Origin of the sequence: Halogranum rubrum, from assembly GCF_900114455.1 — an archaeon.
Classification (GTDB): Archaea; Halobacteriota; Halobacteria; order Halobacteriales; family Haloferacaceae; genus Halogranum; species Halogranum rubrum.
On the sequence record NZ_FOTC01000002.1, the window covers coordinates 278807 to 296621 of the forward strand.

Annotated in this window: 20 protein-coding genes; 6 read left to right on the plus strand and 14 right to left on the minus strand. The window is 63.1% G+C overall.

Going from position 1 to position 17815, the window contains the following annotated elements:
• Positions 1-43 precede the first annotated feature (43 nt).
• Complete coding sequence (locus BM083_RS09670) at positions 44-1762, minus strand: radical SAM protein (RefSeq protein ID WP_089868929.1); 1719 nt, start codon at positions 1760-1762, stop codon at positions 44-46.
• Between the two features lie 50 nt (positions 1763-1812).
• Positions 1813-2682: a DUF429 domain-containing protein gene (locus BM083_RS09675; protein WP_089868932.1), complete on the minus strand. Its 870-nt coding sequence runs from the start codon at positions 2680-2682 to the stop codon at positions 1813-1815.
• 90 nt (positions 2683-2772) lie between these two features.
• On the opposite strand from BM083_RS09675, the gene BM083_RS23270 reads away from it, so the two are divergent.
• Both BM083_RS23270 and BM083_RS09680 read left to right on the plus strand, forming a co-directional pair.
• The gene (locus BM083_RS23270; protein WP_009366379.1) at positions 2773-2931 is read left to right on the plus strand and encodes a DUF7559 family protein; all 159 of its coding nucleotides are present in this window, start codon (positions 2773-2775) and stop codon (positions 2929-2931) included.
• Positions 2928-3491 carry an Hsp20/alpha crystallin family protein gene (locus BM083_RS09680; RefSeq protein WP_089868934.1) on the plus strand — a complete coding sequence of 188 codons (564 nt, stop codon included), beginning with the start codon at positions 2928-2930 and terminating at the stop codon, positions 3489-3491. Before BM083_RS23270 ends, BM083_RS09680 begins: the two co-directional genes overlap by 4 nt.
• A gap of 3 nt (positions 3492-3494) precedes the next feature.
• Here BM083_RS09680 and BM083_RS09685 read toward each other — a convergent pair whose 3' ends face one another.
• The gene (locus BM083_RS09685) at positions 3495-4619 is read right to left on the minus strand and encodes an NAD(P)/FAD-dependent oxidoreductase (RefSeq protein WP_089868936.1); all 1125 of its coding nucleotides are present in this window, start codon (positions 4617-4619) and stop codon (positions 3495-3497) included.
• A 199-nt stretch (positions 4620-4818) separates the two neighbouring features.
• On the opposite strand from BM083_RS09685, the gene BM083_RS09690 reads away from it, so the two are divergent.
• Positions 4819-5289 carry a hypothetical protein gene (locus BM083_RS09690; RefSeq protein WP_089868938.1) on the plus strand — a complete coding sequence of 157 codons (471 nt, stop codon included), beginning with the start codon at positions 4819-4821 and terminating at the stop codon, positions 5287-5289.
• Between the two features lie 844 nt (positions 5290-6133).
• Here the strand turns inward: BM083_RS09690 and BM083_RS09700 are convergent.
• The 3 genes from BM083_RS09700 to BM083_RS09710 all read right to left on the minus strand — a co-directional run bounded on the left by BM083_RS09700 (position 6134) and on the right by BM083_RS09710 (position 7747).
• On the minus strand, positions 6134-6508 hold the full coding sequence (locus tag BM083_RS09700; protein ID WP_089868944.1) for a type II toxin-antitoxin system VapC family toxin: 375 nt from the start codon (positions 6506-6508) through the stop codon (positions 6134-6136).
• The gene (locus BM083_RS09705; protein WP_089868946.1) at positions 6509-6739 is read right to left on the minus strand and encodes an AbrB/MazE/SpoVT family DNA-binding domain-containing protein; all 231 of its coding nucleotides are present in this window, start codon (positions 6737-6739) and stop codon (positions 6509-6511) included. It abuts the gene before it with no gap.
• A gap of 225 nt (positions 6740-6964) precedes the next feature.
• The gene (locus BM083_RS09710; protein WP_089868947.1) at positions 6965-7747 is read right to left on the minus strand and encodes a DUF7388 family protein; all 783 of its coding nucleotides are present in this window, start codon (positions 7745-7747) and stop codon (positions 6965-6967) included.
• A 184-nt stretch (positions 7748-7931) separates the two neighbouring features.
• Between BM083_RS09710 and BM083_RS09715 the strand changes: the two genes are divergently transcribed.
• Both BM083_RS09715 and BM083_RS09725 read left to right on the plus strand, forming a co-directional pair.
• Complete coding sequence (locus BM083_RS09715; RefSeq protein ID WP_089868949.1) at positions 7932-8132, plus strand: hypothetical protein; 201 nt, start codon at positions 7932-7934, stop codon at positions 8130-8132.
• A 516-nt stretch (positions 8133-8648) separates the two neighbouring features.
• Positions 8649-9572: a hypothetical protein gene (locus tag BM083_RS09725; RefSeq protein ID WP_218148958.1), complete on the plus strand. Its 924-nt coding sequence runs from the start codon at positions 8649-8651 to the stop codon at positions 9570-9572.
• A gap of 583 nt (positions 9573-10155) precedes the next feature.
• Here BM083_RS09725 and BM083_RS09730 read toward each other — a convergent pair.
• The 4 genes from BM083_RS09730 to BM083_RS09745 all read right to left on the minus strand — a co-directional run bounded on the left by BM083_RS09730 (position 10156) and on the right by BM083_RS09745 (position 13620).
• Positions 10156-10758 (minus strand): NUDIX hydrolase, encoded by a 603-nt coding sequence (locus tag BM083_RS09730; protein WP_089868954.1) that lies wholly within the window; start codon positions 10756-10758, stop codon positions 10156-10158.
• A 5-nt stretch (positions 10759-10763) separates the two neighbouring features.
• Positions 10764-11282, minus strand: coding sequence for a DUF7109 family protein (locus BM083_RS09735; protein ID WP_089868956.1), 519 nt, complete (start codon positions 11280-11282; stop codon positions 10764-10766).
• The gene (locus tag BM083_RS09740) at positions 11279-12376 is read right to left on the minus strand and encodes a glycosyltransferase family protein (RefSeq protein WP_089868958.1); all 1098 of its coding nucleotides are present in this window, start codon (positions 12374-12376) and stop codon (positions 11279-11281) included. Before BM083_RS09740 ends, BM083_RS09735 begins: the two co-directional genes overlap by 4 nt.
• Before the next feature lie 71 nt (positions 12377-12447).
• On the minus strand, positions 12448-13620 hold the full coding sequence (locus BM083_RS09745; protein ID WP_281244174.1) for an MFS transporter: 1173 nt from the start codon (positions 13618-13620) through the stop codon (positions 12448-12450).
• Positions 13621-13732: 112 nt separating this feature from the next.
• On the opposite strand from BM083_RS09745, the gene BM083_RS23275 reads away from it, so the two are divergent.
• A complete protein-coding gene (locus BM083_RS23275) occupies positions 13733-13903 on the plus strand; it encodes an HVO_0758 family zinc finger protein (RefSeq protein ID WP_009366363.1) in 171 nt (56 codons plus the stop codon).
• Between the two features lie 120 nt (positions 13904-14023).
• On the opposite strand, the gene BM083_RS09750 is transcribed toward BM083_RS23275, so the two are convergent.
• The 4 genes from BM083_RS09750 to BM083_RS09765 all read right to left on the minus strand — a co-directional run bounded on the left by BM083_RS09750 (position 14024) and on the right by BM083_RS09765 (position 17761).
• A complete protein-coding gene (locus tag BM083_RS09750) occupies positions 14024-15112 on the minus strand; it encodes an aldo/keto reductase (RefSeq protein WP_089868960.1) in 1089 nt (362 codons plus the stop codon).
• Between the two features lie 33 nt (positions 15113-15145).
• The gene (locus tag BM083_RS09755) at positions 15146-16318 is read right to left on the minus strand and encodes a DHH family phosphoesterase (protein ID WP_089870055.1); all 1173 of its coding nucleotides are present in this window, start codon (positions 16316-16318) and stop codon (positions 15146-15148) included.
• A 109-nt stretch (positions 16319-16427) separates the two neighbouring features.
• On the minus strand, positions 16428-17321 hold the full coding sequence (locus BM083_RS09760) for an SDR family oxidoreductase (RefSeq protein ID WP_089868962.1): 894 nt from the start codon (positions 17319-17321) through the stop codon (positions 16428-16430).
• Complete coding sequence (locus tag BM083_RS09765; protein WP_089868964.1) at positions 17321-17761, minus strand: DUF5791 family protein; 441 nt, start codon at positions 17759-17761, stop codon at positions 17321-17323. The genes BM083_RS09760 and BM083_RS09765 overlap by 1 nt, the downstream gene beginning before the upstream one ends.
• Positions 17762-17815: the final 54 nt, after the last annotated feature.

A 17815-nucleotide genomic window follows, 5' to 3' on the forward strand; every position in this document is an offset into this window, starting at 1 on the left:
AACGGGCCCGGAAGAAAAACCTGCCTCAGTTCGGCCGCTGACGTCAGTCCGACGAGACGGACGGTGTCGTCGTAAACTTCGAGAGGTCGACGTCGCCGCCGACGTCCGTCGCCGACTCGTAGGGGCGGTTGACGATGATGTTGCCAGCCGTCTGCTTGCCGACGCCCGGAATCGACGTCAGTTCGTCCATACTCGCCGCGTTGAGGTCGAGCGGGAACGGGACGCCCGTCACCGACCGGTAGCCGTAGTCGACGATGGACACGTCGATGGTCTGTTCGAGTTCCCGCTCACCGGGGATACCGACGAGCAGCGGATACGTTCCCAACTGTCGGCCGAACGTCTTCCCGTCTTGGTGGTACTCTAGGTGGACGTCTTCGAGCACCGTCCCCGGCGGCGTGACCCGCCGCAGCATCGGTCGGTCTATCTCCTCTCGAACCTCCTTTTTGTACTTCTTGAACAGTTTCTTGTGGTCCTTCGCAATCTGTGCGCCCGTCTCGGACATCTCCGTCCCGTCGAACGCCATGACCTGCCGGATGTTGATACGCCGGACCATCAGCCCCTCGTCGTAGACGCGGTGGAGGAACTCCTTGTTGTGCTGGAACGTCTCCTCGCGCTCCCCCTTCAGGCCGTGGAGGAGGTTGATACCCGGAAGGAGTTTCGGGAGCCTATCGGGAGCCGCATCACCGAACGTGGGCGCGTCCGCGGGGTCTTCACCAGGCCGCCAGCCGCCGGCCTCGTTCACGATGCGGACTGCTTCGAAGCACTCCTCGGCGCTGACGTTGAGGTTGTTCTCCTCTTGGACCAGCGGGTCGGCGGATTCGAGGCCGAACGCCGCCGTGTCGCCGGGCGTGTTGTGCTCGGCGATGATGCGAATGCCCTCTTTGGATTTCTCGGGCCACTTCGCGATGGTGATGGGGTTCATGTTGTCGAGGTGGAGCGTCCCGAGGTTCGGGGCCACCTCCCTGATTCCCCCGTAGAGCCGCCGCAGGGCGTCGGGGTTCGGTGCCTCGCCGTCACCGCCGAAAGCCAGAATGTCGGCCTGTCGGCCGAGACGGAAGTGTCGCGCGCCGCGCTCGTAGAGGTTCTCGACTTCCTTCACGACGGAGTCGGCGGTGCGGAACGCCGGATTTCCATAGAGCGGTTCCGTACAGAACGAACAGCGGTAGGCACATCCCCGAGACGTCTCCATCTCGCAGATGAGGTAGTCGGGGTGGTTCGGATGCTGTTCGACGACGAACGCGCCGCTCGCCGCCCAGCGGTCGAGTTCGTCGTTGTCGCGCATCCGGTTGCCGAACCCTTCCAACCCGGAGTCGACGAGGTCGTAGGCGGCGGCCTCGATGTCACCTTTCGCGACGAAGTCGTAGTCGAGGTCCTTGCGCTCCATATCCATCCCGCCGGCGTTCTCGTCGCCGACGCCGAAGCGGATGGGGCCACCCATCAGACTCGTCCCCTCGGCGACCCACGCCAACTCGCGAACCTCGTCCGGTTCGGCGGGGGTGCCGCCGACGTACTTGCCGGGGACGGTCATGCCGCCGATGTAGATCATCAGGTCCGCGTCGGCGACGTCGGCCCACTTCTGTCGGTCCTCGCGGAGTTCGTCGATGGTGTGGTACGTGATCTGTGCTTCGGGGACGCCAGCATCGACGAGCGCGCCGGCCGTGAACCGGGGGTACGTCGAGATGTACGGCGGCACGCCGAAGTGCGCCGGTTCGTCGACGTACCCGTCGACGAGCGTCACTGATAACTCGGCCGGGTCAATCATGTCCCCGCTTTTGCGATGGAGCGGTAAAACGGTGCGGTTACGGGAGCGAGTTAAACGTAGATGTATCCCTCGATGGCCCGACACTCGTCGGTCGTATACAGCGTGCTCGGGTCGCGCGTGTTTCGGTACGTCCCGACGGCGGCGACGATGGCGTCGAGGGCGTCACCGTCGTCGTCGGTTATCGCTCGCTGGCGGACGTCGCCGTCGATGGTGATGCCCGCGTCGGCCAACCCCGTCAGAATCTCTTCTCGTCGCGTTCGGCCTTCCTCGGACCCGTCTTTGTACTTCGTGTGGTGTAAGCCGAGTTCGTCGAGGACACCTGCCGGATAGACTTCGAGCAGTGACGGCTTCTCGGGAGAGGGTCGTTGCATCGGGTGGACGCGGACGCTGTCGCTGATGACGAGCGGACGGAGCACGTCGCGGATACCGTAGAAGGTCTGCGACTGGAGGCGGAGGTCGTAGGGCGAGAGGGCGCTCAACGGCTTGTCGGTCGCACGAAACAGCTGCGACTTCTGTCCGTCTCCGAGGAGTTCGGCCCGTTCGGTACATCGCTGCCGAAGGTCGTCGGGAGACGAGAAACAGCCAGGAAAGCGATAGAGGAACGTCTCCCAGGTATCGACGTTGACGAGTTGGTTCGGCAGTCCGAACGGGAAGTCGAGGCCGACGGCCACCCCGCCGCCGAGTTCGCCGAGAAACGCGGCGAGTGCGGGGAGAATCTCCTCGCGGTCGGCAGACTCGTCGAACCACTCGGTCGCCGGGCGGCAGTCGACGATTCGCAGTCCGCGGCCTGTGAGTCCCTCGTCTTCGTCCACTTCGACGTCGTCGACGACACCTTCGGAGACCCAGATAGAATGGCCGGCGTCCGCTGCTCCGCTGAAGTCGACGCCGTACACTCGTGTCGGTGGCTCGAAGGCACGCATACGGGCACCTTGCTATACCGACAGATAAGGTCACCGGCGGGAACGGCCGCCCCCGCGCCACTTATCAGGGTGGGACCACTATCGATTCACATGCCTGCTACCCTCGAAGTCAAGTGTACGAGCCCTGACTGCGAGCTCGACATGTTCGAACTTCACTACACCTACGATATGCCGGACGACGTGGGGGTCGCGGACTTCACCTGCCCGTACTGCCGGGAGAGTGAGACACTGGAGGCTATCGAACTATGAGCGGTCTCCGAGAGTTCGGCCAGAGTGCGGTCAACGCCGTCCTCGACCGGGCCGGACGTGGGATGAGCAAAGTACAGGAGCGCAAGCCGCTCCCGTACGACCTCTTGGAGAGCGAGGACGCCTACCTCGTCGTCTTCGACGCCCCCGGTGCGACCCAGAGCGACTTGCAAGTCCGCTTCCTCGACGGCGAAGTACAGGTCCGCATCGACCGCTTCCGCGACTTCTACGAGGGATACGAGATGCGTTTCCCCGGCCGTGGGCTCTCACTCGACGGGTCCGCAGAACTGCCCGACGACGCTGCCGTCGACCCCGGCAACTCCTCCGCGACGCTGACGAAGAACGGGACGCTACAGGTCCGCGTCCCCAAGAGCGAAGCGGCTCGTAACGTCGCCGTCGAAGCGGAGTCCGACGACCCCGAGCGTATCAGTCTCGCCGACGAGAACGACGCCGAAGACGTCGAGGAAGACGAAGGAGAGATCGAACTCGAAGACGCCGAGAACGAAGAACCGGTGGACCTCGACGCCGACGAGACGGACGACGACCAGACGCGATACGACTGACGGCTACTCCGACGACTCTCTTCTCGTCATCCCCTGTTCGATGCCGAACGACTCGTTCCCGTCGAACCGTGCCGGGTCGAACGAGTCGACGCCGTCTTCTCCACGAATCTGCGCGGCGATTGTCTCGCCCGTCGCCGGCGCACGCATGAAGCCGTGGCCCTGCCATCCGGCAGCGACGTAGACGTCTTCGACCACCTCACCGAGCAACGGATCTCCGTCCGGCGTCGCCGTGCAGAGTCCGGCCCACGCTCGGTCCACGTCGACGGCGTGGTCGGCCCGAGTGTGAAGTTCTCGTTCTACCCCGTCGACGAACCAGTCGTCGCCGTCACGGTTCCAGTCGTCCGGGTCGGCCTCGACGGGTTCGGTGCCGTCGCCACCCAGTAAGCCCGTCGGATGCGGTCGAAAGTAGACGTCGACGGAGGCGTCGAAACACATCGGCCCGTCGTACGGCGTTCGAGAAGTCAGTGCCTGCACGCGGTAGGGTTTGAGAGCGATGGGAACGCCCGCGTCGGCGAATAGCTGTTTCGTGTGTGCGCCGGCGGCGACGAGCACCGCGCCGAACCGCTCTACGGCCGCGCCGACGACGACGCCCGGCGGGTCGAGGTGGAGGCCGACTTCGCGGCCCGTTCGGAACTCGACGCCCGCCGCCCGCGCGCGGTCGGCCATCGTCTCGACGTACGTCGCCGGGTCGGTCCATCCGGCGTCGTGGGCGACGGCCGCGACGGCGACGTCGTCGACGACGAGGTGCTCTCCCAGTCGCTGCTCCAGTTCGCCCCCGTCGAGCACCTCCACGTCTCGGCCGTGGTGGCGCATCCGCTCGACGCTGTCGACGATGGACTCCGCGACCTGTTCGTCGCCATCACGCGCGAGAAAGACGTAGGGACAGTCGACGAACTCGAAGGAACCAGTGCCCGAGAGTCGTCGGAATCGGTCGACCGACCGGGCGGCGAGTTCGGCGTCGATATCCTCGGCGTAGGCGTCGTAGACGATGCCGGCGGCACGTCCCGAACTCCCGCTTCCTGGTTCGCCCCGGTCGAAGACGGTCACGTCCGCGCCCGCGACGGCGAGTTCCGTAGCGGCAGTGACGCCGACTGCTCCGGCACCGACGACTGCGACGGTCCTGCTCATACGGGCGCGTCGCTCCGGGGTGACTTAGCTTCCGGGCGAAAGAGGGTCGCTGTTCTGTGAAAATGAGCGCACGGTGACAATTGTTCTGAGGAGGGCTGAATAGAGAGCAAAAGTCTCGCAGGATATGCTATGCAAATCAAGACTCCACAGTGGATTTGAACCGAAATAGCCTTTTTCTCTAACACGATTGGTCTGTCATATGCCCTCCAGACGAAGATTGCTGGCTGCCATCAGCAGTGTGGCCGTCGCCGGGATGGCCGGTTGTAGCGGATCAGCCTCGGGCGGTTCCGATACGGTTGACTGTCACACAAGCGCCCTTGTTCACGGACGTGGGAACGTTCTCGACAATGGTGCTCGCGGGACGGTTGAAGAAGGCGACGTGAGGCTCGCTGTTCCGTTGTCTGTCGACAACGTTCGAGAATACAGTATCAGTGTGCTGAAGGTGTATGATGCGGCGGGAAATTTGGTGCACGCAATTCCTGTATCAGCGGACGATGCAGAACTAATGGCCAACAAAGCAGGTGTGAACGAAGGTCAACTCCTGTACGAGCAATCTATCGGTCGTCGACCATTCCACGGTCGGTACCGAGTCGACGCGGTGAATACCAGTGAGGAGTCTGTCGATTTTGTTACTATTGAGTTTAATTGCTTTTCTGACGTCAGCGACTGAGTGGTCGGTCACAACTACCGGTACGTCATCTCTCCGTGGATAGCGAGTCAACACAACGACAAACTCGATGAACTCATCCCTCTATATGTGTCACGCTGCTTCTGACAGCGTTCGGTGAGGTTTCTGTGGTCGTGCTGAACTCAGGGCGCAAGTGTAGCATCCATCACTTGATAACATCTGAACAGACCGGCAATGCATCACGATGGAACTACTGGGTGTAGAAACGGACTTTGTTCTTCTTGATATCTGCCACCAGGGTAGAACGAGCAACTTTCCAGTTGTGTGTTGCTTTCTCCCGCCCTTGAATCTCAAGGCTCAGTTCACAAACGCCAGAGTTCATCACAACGACGTTATTCAGTTTCTGAGTAGCACCTGGAGAGACTTCGACAGTCTGTTGCTTGTCGTTGCTGATTGAACAATCCACGAAGACTACTGTGACCTCTTTCTGTGAGTCTGTGGAATTCTTGATTACCACGTCTGTGACGCCGTGATTCTGCCCCGTTCGAAAAAGGCACCCAGTAGTTAGGACTGTAAGAAGCACGGCACCGGCCGTCTGGACAATACTCCGACGTGACCATCTCTTAGTAGAATTGCTAGCGCGTTCGTAAGGGGAGACCATATATAATGAGATGTGAGTAGTCAGTAAAATAACACGGTTGGATTGAGGTGATTCAAGATCGAGAAACAACTAGCTGCCCCTCAGTCAATGGTTCATCCTGTAGGTAGATGGGAAACCAACTGAGCGATTCACCCTCTGAGTGTTGCACGCGATCTCTGACAGCTATCGCGAATATCAACCCCAAGAAGCCAAGAACACGTCTGCGGCAGGTCCAGTGGACCGTCGTCACTCGTCTCGGACTGTCTTCAGGTCAGGTCGTGGAGCAAACGATTCGTACGTTTCGTCACTCGAGACGATAGTGTCACCATCGGATTCAACGAGATGGAGCGCATCGAAGGGTGTGAACCCGTGGTCTTCGACGTAGGTCGCAGCTGCGACGACTGTATCCACGTCACCGCGCACTTCCAACAGGGCAGCCGCATTCGTGATGACTCGTTCAGTATCTCTTCCTTCACGGTACGCAACCACCAGAAGTTCGACGAGTGTGAACTGGGACGTCCATAGTTCGTCCTGATGGTCTCGGTAGACTGCCTCTGCGGCGTCACCGAGCCAGTCTTCGTCTTTGATGAGTGCCAGAAGGAAGTCCGTTTCTGCGTACATTTAGCGTCCAGCCTCGTCTAGCGCTGCGTCACGTGCTTCCTGCCGGAGTTCGTCTGCCGTCTTCTCGACGTCCGAGAACTCGGAGCGGAGGGCATCGAGCGGGTCGTCCTCTATTGGAACCAACTTGATACTGTCGTGAAGTTGAACAATGTGATAGTGTTCTCCGTATCGTTCTCTGATTTCTTTGGGGAGTGTGAGACGACCACGACCGTCCAGCGTTGCCTCAGACATGCGTCGATCTATGGTGGGCAAATACAAGATAGTTCCCCAAATAGAGTCTCCTACCCACTCAGATGGGCCTGTCTCGTCTGCTGACTACACCTTTAACTCTTGTCGGTCGCTCTTGGCAGCAGTTAGTGAGGTTTCTGTATCCTACGGGACTCGACGCAAGTCGGCCACAGTCACTTCTACCAAGAGCCAGTTTCGACAGGCTCCGAGCGTCGAAAAGAGAGCGACTCAGTCCAGAAACTCGTCGACACCGCGGGCCGGATAGCCGACCATCACGTCGACGCCCAGGTCCTTGAGTTCACGAACACGCTCGCCGACGTCTTCGGGTGACCCGACGAGCGCGTAGTCCCGACTGGCCTTCAGGAGAACTTCACGCGCGCGACCCGTGGCGCTGCTGTCGACCGGTGCGTCCTCGGGGAGCGCCCGCCGGACGGGGCCACGACGCGAGACGTAGCCACCGACGGCGTCGAGAATCTCGTCGTCGTCGTCGGCGCAGACCGTCGGTGCGTAGAGCGCGATAGTGTCTTCGAACCCGGCGGCGCGGAGCGCCCGCACGTCGCGGTCGGTGGTCCGTGAGAGCAGTTCGTACTGCGGTCCACCAGCGGCGAGAGCAACGCGTTCGACGCCCTCCGTCCCGACCCACGCGTCGGCGTCGCGTTCGCGGGCCGCACCGAGTCGCGGCGCGATAGCCCGCGAGCGCTCGGCGTCGGTGAGGTACGCGGGGTGACCCGCGACGAACACGCGGCCGACCTCCGGCGGGAGCGTCTCGTACAGGCTGTCGTCGCCGAGGGGGTCGAACCCGTCGGCGCGGACTGGCGTCGTCAGGAGGACGCGCTTCTCGGCGACGAGTTCGTCGAGGACGTCGCTCTCGGGGAGATGCTCGCGGCCCTCGTAGTCGATGGCGACGGTGTCGAACGGCAAGTTGAGTGCGCGTCGGACGTCGCACTCCTTCGGTTTGAGGGCGGCCACGTCGAGGCCCGTCTTCGAGACTGTCCGCTCACTGGTCAACATTGGGTATCACTACTCATAGAGAGAGGCTGGTCACTGTCGTCGCGGAACGCGATCCATCGTCTGTGCGACCATGTACCCTCTCGTTCCCCGGTTTCGGCAATAAGCTTGTCGTTGGCGACGGTCTTTTGCGAGGGTTCACTGTCTGGCCCAGCCTTTTTGTACGAACGAGTAGTTCGTCTGACGCATGGTCGTCGCACCCGACTCCCTCTGGCAGTACCTCACCGAGTTGTTCGAACACGAGTACGACCACGCCGTCGTCTACGCCGACGCCGAACAGACGGTCCTCCACGAGGGACCGATTCGGCTACTGGCGACTGGATGGGTCGAACTTCCCAGCGGACGGTTGCTGTCGCCGAGCGCGGTGCATCACGTCGACACGGAGTGAGTCGCCGAGTTGGAGTACGTACACTTCTCTTCGCGCCGAGTTCAGTCGCCAGTACGTCCCTGTCTCGCTCCGACGTCGTCCAGTTGTTGACGCTGTGGTTCGTAGTGTTGACTTCCGTTCAGACTGATTCCAGTGCGTCTGGGCTAGTCACCCTAGCGATCGGTGTGTTCGCATTCGTTCTTCTGTGGGCTATCCCGTTGTACGTCTTCGTCGGCGTCGCGTCGAAGTTCGACGCTCACTGACGGAGAGCGACAAATCAGTTCACGAGAGTCGAACGAACGATTTGCTAAATCGGCCTTTAATCGAGAGACGGTGACGGTTTTTGAGACGACGGCTGCAGTTCTATTCTGTTATAAGATACTTCTCTAAACGAGTGTCCTGTACAATACACATAAAGTATAAAAATAGACTTTATCGCCGAGAAGTTACAACTAACTAATACAATATTTGCCGAAAGGGATGACTGTCGGGAACCCCCGGCTGAAAGTACTAATGTTCAGTAAATACGGACGTAACATGCTCGTCGTCTTCGTCGTCGCTACTGTCGCTCTGAGTGGTCTCGCCGGGGTCGCCGCGGCGCACGACCACCACGACAAGAAGAACGACGTCGACCAACAGCAACGAAGTAACGCAGAATCGTGGGCGAATCAGTTCGGCTGGAACAACGACGCCGACCAGAAACAACGAACTCATCAGTTCCAGTGGACCAGACAGAAGGGCAACCACAACGACCAGACACAGGACCAAGAGGCCAGCGAGTCCGCCGAACTGGTCGCCTCCGGTGACGACAACGACCAGTCGCAGGACCAGCGTGTGGAGCAGAACGCCGCACAGAGACAGGGCGGCACGCACAACGACCAATCGCAGGACCAGGACGCCGATGCCGAGGCGAGCCAGGCTGCGTACGGCGACGACAACGACCAGAGCCAAGAACAGCATATCGACCAGTCCGCCGAGCAGAGCCAGGACGGCACGCACAACGACCAGAGCCAAGAGCAGGACGCTGACGCCGAGGCTCACCAGTACGTCCGAGGCGACGGCGGCGACCAGAGCCAAGAACAGCGTATCGACCAGTCCGCCGAGCAGAGCCAGGACGGGAAGAACGACGACCAGAGTCAAAAGCAAGACGCAGGAGCGACCCAGGTTCAGGTTAACTTCGAGGGCATCGGCGGTATGGGGATGCAGGGCGCCTCCGTCACCCACGACGCGAGTAGTGGCTCCTCGTCCGACGGCGCTCACACCGCTGCATCGATGATGTGCACGGACAACCAGTGTGCCGGGAGCCAGGCCTCCATGTCCGGGTCGAGCGACGACGCGAGTTTCGCCGCCGACTCCGAGACGCAATCCGGTGCGGGTTCCAGCGAGATGGAACAGCACGTCAGCGTCAGCAGTGACGACGGTCACCTCAACACCACGGTAGAACAGAGCCAGGACCGCTAACGTCGACAGTTTCTGTCTCTACCGTTTCAGAAGAACCGCTACCCCCTCACTTTTCGACGAGTCGTCTCCGCTGTCCAGTCGAACGCTACTCGGAGAGCTGTTCTGGCAGATTTTGCAAATGTGTACGCGACCACAACCACATCGCTGAACAGCGTTATTCGACTGGCTCGACTGTTTCCTCTCCACAGTGAGGGCAGTGTTCGTAGTTTTTCTCTACCGGCTCTCGACAGGATGCGCAGATGTACTCCATCTGGCCATCGCCAATGTACGTCTGTTTCGCCTTCTCGAACTGTCTTCCCACGTCACTAAATAGACCCATCGGGGATAGTTGGGGCGTAACGCGGATAAGGATTGGCTCGAACCTCCTCGACGTTTCGGATAAGCCACCGACACGGCGAGAGAATCTACTACGTGGAATACGCCTGCACTCTCTCACAACCAGTTTTCGAGAGACGGACACGCCACGCAGTACGACCGTAGCAATCTCACCGAGCGGTGCCAGAAGAGCGTACGGCACATCGGCCGCGAAACCACGACCGACGTCAGTTGCGACAGAGGCGTCGTCGCCAACCCGGGGACGAACCTACACCGGATAGTCTGCGTCCGGGTCGACGACGCGGTCGACCTCCGGCGGCATCTCCCACTCAGTCGCCAGTTCCAGCAGTTGGACGAGCATTCGCCCCGTCGCGCCCCAGACGGTGTAGCCGTCGACGTGGAAGAAGTGCAGGCGGATGTCGCCGTAGTAGGGGTGGTCGCGGCGTTCGGACTCGTAGTTGTCCAGGTTCGTCAGGTCGGCGACCGAGAGCACGACGATCTCGGCGACTTCGCGTTCGTCGGGTGTGAACTCCACGTCCGGCACGCGCCCGACGAACGGACGCACCGAGTAGTTCGTGACCGTTTCGATGTCGTCGAGTCGACCGACGACGTCCACATCTGCGGGAGCGAGCCCGATTTCCTCGTGTGCCTCGCGGAGTGCCGTCGCCTGCAGGTCGTTCTCGTCGCTCGGTTCCTCGCCGCCGCCCGGGAAACTCATCTGCCCGGCGTGTTCGCCGAGGTGGTCTGCGCGTTTCGTAAAGAGGAGGTGTGGCTCGCCGTCACGGTCGAGGACGGGGGCGAGGACGGCCGCACGGCGCGATGCGCCCTCGACGGACGTCGGTTCGTGACGGGTTACCCCCGAGAGGTCCATACTCATCACTCTCCCTCGGCGCTCTTATCTTGCAGGGCTTCGTCCAATCTCGCCCGCGCCACATCGACCGTCACGGGTGCCCACGCTTCGAGGTCGTAGCTCACGTCCAGTAGATGTTCGATACGTTCCTCGTCGTCGTTGTTCACCGCTCGCGCGGCGTCGCCGAGGAGTCGTTCGTGGACCTGCTCGCCGAGTGTCTCTCGCTCGACGTCGCGCCGCTCGATGTCGAGGATATGTGGGAGGTCTTCGGCGTTCGGCGGCAGCATCGGGAAGGCGACCGGCCCCACCGTCAGCAGCGTCTCGTCCGCCGTCTCGTCGTGGCTCTCGCTCTCGTACTCGACAAGGTAGTACGCCTCGATTGCGCCGTCGACGGCCGCCCAGAGCGCCGTCTCGTCGGCGTCTCTGCCCTGTTTGTACGCCAGTTCGCCCAGTGCCCGGTGTAGCTCCTCACGGGTCAGTGCCCCGAAGAGGTCGACCACGCCCGCCAGTTCGTCGTACGTCTCTGCTGTTGCTGGTGCAGTCATCGTCGTCTCACGTCCGCTAAATCGTCCGTTGCCGCATCGTAGACGTCCGACGGAGTAAGTGATACGGCATTCCACGCGGGAAGCCGCGTGTCGTCACTCGGGGCACGCAGTGCGTCAGCGTAGGCGGCGACCTGCGACGTCTCCGAGTCGGTGTCGTAGTCGAGGCCGTTGAACGCCGCGTCGACGGCGTACTGCCGGACGAATCCTTCGGCGGTGTCGCGGTACTGTGTGGGTAGTGTCCCGTAGTCGACGTCGACACCGTGTTCCGCGAGCGCCCTGAGGAGTGTCGCTCCGACCGCACCGCTCATCTCCGAGAGACCGGTCGGACCACCGACCGAGCGGTGGTCGTGTTCGTAGGCACCTAAATCGACCTGTGCGCTCCCGTCGAAGCCGACGGCGTCGAAGGCGTCACAGAGCGTGCTCACTTCCAGCCCCCACGTCCGGGCGATTCGCAGTTGGCTGACGACGTCGCTCGTCGCGGCGAACTCCCCGGCGAGCGCGTAGCGGAAGGCGTCGAGATAGCGCAAGAGGGGTGCGTCGTAGGCGTCGTCGAGCGCCCGAACGAGCGGCGCGTAGAACAGCCGAAACAGCCGACCGTAGAGTCGGTTGTCCTCGACGCGGGCGTAGTAGCCCTTCGAGAACTCGTGGCCGTGCGCCAGCGGAAAGAGCAACCGCGGGACGTACGACCGCGAGTAGGTCTTCGTGTCGGCGTCGTGGACGACGACGTACTCTTCGGACATAGCGCGCCCGAGTGCAAGCCACACGTCACGTCCCTTCCCTCGCTCCCCGTCGATACCGTGGTCCGCGAGTAACTCGGAGACACGAGGGCCGTTACACCACAACACGTCCAACGGAAGGTCGAACGAGGCTAACCAGTCGGCGAAGGACCCGACTCGCTCCGCCGAGGCCCGGAGGGGAACGACCACTTTGGCCGGGTCGACTGCTTCGAGTTCCGAGAGGACGCGCTCGGCGGCGAGTCCGTTGTACTCCCGTTCCGTCATCGGGACGACGACGGCGGCCCGGTCCGTCGGGGCGTCTGGAGTGGGATTTCGCAGGTCGTGGAGCGTCGTAATTCGCTCCTGTACGTACTCCATCAGCCGTCACTGCGGACGGCGTGCGCAAAAGCTGGACGGTTGGGGCGTGGCCCGCCGGATTCGTCGAAGCCTCACGTCGGCAGTCGCCCGGTCTGTCGGAGACCGACGAGTGCAACCACGAGGACGGCGAGGCCGACGCCGAAACCGAGAAAGATGGTGTCGTAGGTGAACCCCGCCTGCGCGAGCGACCCGACGGCGAACGACCCGGTCGCCTGCAGGACCATCATCCCGCCGCTGTAGACGGCGTAGGCACTGGCGCGGTTCTCGTCTGGGAGCGTGTCGAGCAGGTAGGTGTCGAGTGCCGGAAACAGGCTGTGGATGACGTAGCCGAGGACGGCCGTGATGGCGACGACCGGGAGCACCGCGTTCACACGGGTGAGCGCGACCAGACAGGCGACGAACGTGCCGACGATACAGATGAGATACGGGATATGTGGCAACCGGTCGGCGAGTCGGCCGCTGAAGAAGAACGCGGGGACGCCCGCGGCGAAGACGACGGTGAGGAGGTTCTTCGCCGTCGTCCGGCCGAGGTCCTTCTGGAGCATGTAGAGTTCGTAGAAGTTGAACAGTCCTTGCCAGACGAACCCGGTGAATCCGAGAATGACGATGCCGAGGAGGATGACGCGCCACTGCTGTCTGGCCGACCCGACCAAGTCGCGGTCGGCGTTCCCCGCGTCGGGGAGGTCGGTTCGACGGGTGGTCACGTAGAGAAACGCGGTGACGACGGCCGCGGCGATACCGATGGCGACGAACACGACACGCCAGTTGTAGAAGAGCGCGACGGTGACGAACGGCGCGGCGACGACGGCCGCGACCTGACTGGCCGAGCCGTGGATGCCGACCGCGCGGCCGACTCGCTCCGGGTAGAGTTCGCTCACGAGCGGGTTGGCGGCGACGAGATACGCTCCCGAGGCCAGCCCCATCAGCAACGCGCCGACGGCGAGCATCGGCACCGAGTTCGCACCCGCGGTGAACGCCGCGGCGGCCGTCAGCACGGCGCCCGTCCCGAGGACGACCTTGTGGCGTGCGACCCGCGTGAGGAGCCATCCCGTCGGGACGCGGAGTGCTGCGCTCCCGATCCAGACGAGCGTCACGATCAATCCGGCCGTCGCCTCGCCTATCGAGAAGACCGACATGAACTTCGTCAGGAGCGGTGCGAACACCACCCGGCCGAGATTCATCAAGAGGACGAGCGAGCAAAGCGTTCCGAACAACCGGCCACGAGACACGGTGTACGGTTTCACGCGGTCGGTGTCAAGCGTTCCGGAAGACAGAACTGTTGCCTCCGCAGTCTCTGTCGAGACAGACTTTCACCACCGGAGGGCTTTTGCTGTCGGCTCCGAAAGGCCCGGCAGGATGAAATCGACTCGCAAAGGGCTTCGGAAGGGCGAACTCACCAAAGACACCTACGACCGACTGAACTGTGCGGACTGTGACGAGACGCTCAAGAAGCGAAACGACCCGGACGAAGTGTTCTCCGTCCGGACCTGTCCCGACTGCGGGACCGAGTGGAAGGAACTGCGATAGTCGCTCGAAGTCACCGGAGATCACCCGAAGTCACCCGAAGTCACTCGACGCCATCCGAGGTCACCCGACGTCACCCGACGTCGCTCGAACCTTTCCGGCGTCACTCGAACCTACTCCGTCTCACTCGAAGACGGCGTCGAACGCGCCCGCTCCGATCGGGTCGAACGTCCCGGCGGCGACGTTCTCGGCGACGTGGTCGCGACGACTCGCTCCGACGAGCGCACTCGTCACACCCGGTGCGCTCCGCGCGAAGTTGATGGCTCGCTGGACTGTCGAATCGCCCGAGAGCTCCGCTTCGATATCGTCGGGCAACTCGCGGGCGAGGCTTCCCTGGGCGATGCTCGCGCTGGTGAACACCGATAGGCCCTCCTCGTGGGCGTATTCGAGTGCGCTCACCGGACCGTCGTCGGTCGGATGCGACTTCGTGGTGAACGCGTCGGCCATGACGACGTTGAACGGCAGTTGAATCGCCTTGAGGCCGACTTCCTCGTTGCCGGCTGTCTCGGCCGCCGTGCGCGCCCGTGAGACGACTTCGGGGAGCGAGAGATACTGCTCGTGGTCGGTCGGGACGCGGAACGCGTTCCACGAGGCGACGCCGTACGCCCCGATGTCACCCGCGGTTCGTCGCCGCTCCAACAGCTCGAACGCCGTCTCCAACTGGTCGTAGACCGCCGAGCGAGAGCGAGTGTCGAGTTGCGTCTCCGGATTGTGGACGTAGTAGCAGTCGACGGTGTCGAGGTCGAGGTTGTCGAGCGAGCGGTCCAGTAACTCGTCGAGCACGGCGGGCGTCATCGCGTGACTGCCGTGAGCGAGGTCCGCGGTGTCGACGAGGCCGGTGTCGACGAACCGCTCTTGGATGTATCGTCCCGGGTTCTCGGGACGCGACCCGTCGAACGGCAGGAAGCCACCTTTCGTCGCGACGACGACGTCCGAGCGCTCGACGTCGGCGTCGCGGAGTGCGCGACCGACGACGCGCTCGCTCCGCTGGCATCGGTAGTTGATAGCCGTGTCGACGAGGTTGATGCCGCTCTCGAAGGCCGTCACGAGCGCGTCGTGGTACCGGTCGTCGACTTCGGTGCTGGGGTCACCGAGGTAGGTGCCGACGCCGACGCTGGAGACCACGCCGGGGCCGAACCGCCGGAAATAGGTCCGGCCGAAACTGTCGCCGAAGCGGTCGCGGTAGCCCCAGGTGCCGTGGTGGGTCGCCATGGTCGACGTACGAACTGGGGGCAGAAAGACCCTTCAGATGTCGCCGGACATCGACCGGAACAGTCGGTCGATGAGTTCCGGTCGCGGCACCGACTCGGCCTGTTCTTCACCGCCGTTCGGGAGGGCGATCCGCTCTTGAATCTGGCCGCCGCCCATCCGGGCGTGGCCGCCGGCCGAGGAGTTCGGAATCTCGTCGACGGCAGCCTCCAGTGCCCGGCCCATGTGGACCCGGTCGTCGCGCGAGCGTCCGGAGAGATACACCGTTCCCTCGCGTTCGCCGCAGACGACGACGGCGGTGACACCCTCCAGTTGGATGAGTTCGTCTGCGGCTTGCGGGATGGCGTCGACGTTCGACAGTTGGCCCACGTCGCTGACGGCGAACGACCCGCTTATCTGCCGACCAGCGATGGCGCGGGCCTTGATTTCGAGCACTTCGGCGCTCACCTGCGGGTTGGCGATGCGGTCGAGGAGGTCCTCGTCGACGCCGGTCGAGAGATACGAACACGCCCGGAAGTCGGCCGCGGAGCTCCCCGACGTCAGATGCTTGGTGTCGGCGAGAATGCCGTAGAGAAGTCCGGTCGCCACCGTCGACGGCAGTGTGTACTCGGCGTCGATTTCGCTGGCGTGTTGGTCCGGCGGGACCGGTTTCGCGCCGATGTCTTGGAAGTACTCGGCGACGATGCTGGAACACGACCCGTAGTCGGTCCGAACGTCGGTGTACTCCTCACCCGCCCCCTCGCCGGGGTGGTGGTCGACGACGGCGAAGGGGAGGACGGCGCTCGCCCCGGCGAACCCTCTCGGGGTGTTGTGGTCGACGAGGACGACGTGTTCGGCCGCGAGGTCGGAGACGTGGTCGATACAGTCCAAATCGAGGTCGAGGACGGTTCGGAACGCGCGGTTCTCTTGGTGGCGAATCTGTCCGGTGAACTGGAGTGTGGTGTCTGTGCCGACCTGTTCGGCGAGACAGGCGACGCCGATGGCGGCCGCCATCGCGTCGGGGTCCGGGTTCGGATGCATCAGTACCGCGAGTTCGTCGCGACTCGCGAGTACTTCTCGAAACCGCGCCCCCATCGGCCGGCGAAGACGGTGGAGGGCGTAGAGGCTGAACGTGAGCGTCAGAATGCCGACGACCAGCGCGACGATTACCTCGGAGTGAGCAAACAGCGTAGACTCGACTTGCCCGAGCAGTCCGCGGTCGACGGCCATACGCATACTCCCCCTGTTTGGGCCAACTGGCAAGAAGGTTCCCCATATTCTGTCGTTACAGTGTCACGACAGGGGCGGAGTGTTCGGGACGTCTCAACTGCGTCTCCGGCTATTCTCCCGAAAGATACGCCTCGATTGCGGCGCGATACCCTTCACGATACGTCGGATATCGGAGACTGTACCCGAGTTCGTGAAGATAGTCGTTCGAGCAGCGCTTGCTGGTCAGAATTCGCCGACGTGCCGCCTCCGAGAGATTGCCGTCGGTCAACCGCTCCTCCTTCGTTCGCTTAGGCGGTTCCGGACGCTCACACTGTTCGGCCAACCAGTCGGCGAACGTCCACTTGTCGGCGGGTTCGTCGTCGGCGACGAGCACTACCTCGTCACGAGCGAGGTCCGCTTCGAGGAGGTACGCGACGGCCCCGGCGGCGTCGTCGCGGTGGACCATGTTCAGATAGCCTTCGGTGACGGGGCCGTCCAGATATCGGTCGAGTCGGTAGCGTTCGGGGCCGTACAACCCGGCGAAGCGAGCGACCGTCCCGTCGATACCGTGGCCGGCCGCCACCTCGCGCGCGACACGCTCGGCCTCGGCGAGCACCCGCGTCTTTTCGGTCGTCGGGTCGAGCGGCGTCGACTCGTCGACGAAGCCGCCGTCGTGGTCGCCGTAGACGCCCGTACTCGACGTGTAGACGAGTCGCTCGGGAGCGTCGTCGCGGGCCGCGAAGTGTTCGAGTGCGGTTCGCAGGCCGTCGACGTACACCCGGCGAGCGGCGTCGGCACCGCGGCCACCGGAACTCGCGGCGAAGACCAACCAGTCGACGTCCGGCACCACCGCGAGCGACTCGGCGTCGGTGACGTCGGCGCGGACGGCTTCGAAGCCTGCTTCCTCGATGGCTGCGAGTCCCTCGTCGGACCGGCGAACACCGACGACGTCGTGACCGCTCTCGGCGAGTTGGCGGCCGAGTTCGAGGCCGACGTAGCCACAGCCGAGGACGGCGACGCGCATTATCGGTCCTTCCGCTCGGCGATGAGGCCGTGGATGGCGGCGAACTCCGCGAGCGTCATCGGCGTCCGGCCCTCGATTGCCTGCTGGACCTCTTGGCCCGTCAGGTCGACGTCGATGTTCGCGGCGATGGTGTCGACGTCGAGGACGGCCGTCGTCATCCCCATCAGGAGGTGGTCGCGAACTTCGAGGACGATACCGCGCTCGTCGGGATACTCCTCGGAGACGGCGAGGATGGCGGCGGCTTCTTCGACGGTCAGGTCCGAGACGGTCGATACGTCCTCGTCGGCGACGGCTTCGACCGTCCCTCGGTCGAGGTCGGTCTCCGCGACGACGGTGTCGACGCCGACGTCGTCGACGACGGTCCGAAGTTCGGCCGCGTACGTCGCCAGCAACTCGTCTGTCGAGAGCGTCTCGGGGTCGTCGGCTGCATCGTAGAGCATTGTGCCACACTCGCGCCCCCGCGGGGAAAACGGTTGTCACACGGCGTACGGCCA

Coding starts and splice junctions, on each gene's coding strand:
- BM083_RS09670 (WP_089868929.1), bottom strand. CDS start 1,762: ATGATTGACCCGGCCGAGTTATCAGTGACGCTCGTCGACGGGTACGTC.
- BM083_RS09675 (WP_089868932.1), bottom strand. CDS start 2,682: ATGCGTGCCTTCGAGCCACCGACACGAGTGTACGGCGTCGACTTCAGC.
- BM083_RS23270 (WP_009366379.1), top strand. CDS start 2,773: ATGCCTGCTACCCTCGAAGTCAAGTGTACGAGCCCTGACTGCGAGCTC.
- BM083_RS09680 (WP_089868934.1), top strand. CDS start 2,928: ATGAGCGGTCTCCGAGAGTTCGGCCAGAGTGCGGTCAACGCCGTCCTC.
- BM083_RS09685 (WP_089868936.1), bottom strand. CDS start 4,619: ATGAGCAGGACCGTCGCAGTCGTCGGTGCCGGAGCAGTCGGCGTCACT.
- BM083_RS09690 (WP_089868938.1), top strand. CDS start 4,819: ATGCCCTCCAGACGAAGATTGCTGGCTGCCATCAGCAGTGTGGCCGTC.
- BM083_RS09700 (WP_089868944.1), bottom strand. CDS start 6,508: ATGTACGCAGAAACGGACTTCCTTCTGGCACTCATCAAAGACGAAGAC.
- BM083_RS09705 (WP_089868946.1), bottom strand. CDS start 6,739: ATGTCTGAGGCAACGCTGGACGGTCGTGGTCGTCTCACACTCCCCAAA.
- BM083_RS09710 (WP_089868947.1), bottom strand. CDS start 7,747: ATGTTGACCAGTGAGCGGACAGTCTCGAAGACGGGCCTCGACGTGGCC.
- BM083_RS09715 (WP_089868949.1), top strand. CDS start 7,932: ATGGTCGTCGCACCCGACTCCCTCTGGCAGTACCTCACCGAGTTGTTC.
- BM083_RS09725 (WP_218148958.1), top strand. CDS start 8,649: ATGCTCGTCGTCTTCGTCGTCGCTACTGTCGCTCTGAGTGGTCTCGCC.
- BM083_RS09730 (WP_089868954.1), bottom strand. CDS start 10,758: ATGGACCTCTCGGGGGTAACCCGTCACGAACCGACGTCCGTCGAGGGC.
- BM083_RS09735 (WP_089868956.1), bottom strand. CDS start 11,282: ATGACTGCACCAGCAACAGCAGAGACGTACGACGAACTGGCGGGCGTG.
- BM083_RS09740 (WP_089868958.1), bottom strand. CDS start 12,376: ATGGAGTACGTACAGGAGCGAATTACGACGCTCCACGACCTGCGAAAT.
- BM083_RS23275 (WP_009366363.1), top strand. CDS start 13,733: ATGAAATCGACTCGCAAAGGGCTTCGGAAGGGCGAACTCACCAAAGAC.
- BM083_RS09750 (WP_089868960.1), bottom strand. CDS start 15,112: ATGGCGACCCACCACGGCACCTGGGGCTACCGCGACCGCTTCGGCGAC.
- BM083_RS09755 (WP_089870055.1), bottom strand. CDS start 16,318: ATGGCCGTCGACCGCGGACTGCTCGGGCAAGTCGAGTCTACGCTGTTT.
- BM083_RS09760 (WP_089868962.1), bottom strand. CDS start 17,321: ATGCGCGTCGCCGTCCTCGGCTGTGGCTACGTCGGCCTCGAACTCGGC.
- BM083_RS09765 (WP_089868964.1), bottom strand. CDS start 17,761: ATGCTCTACGATGCAGCCGACGACCCCGAGACGCTCTCGACAGACGAG.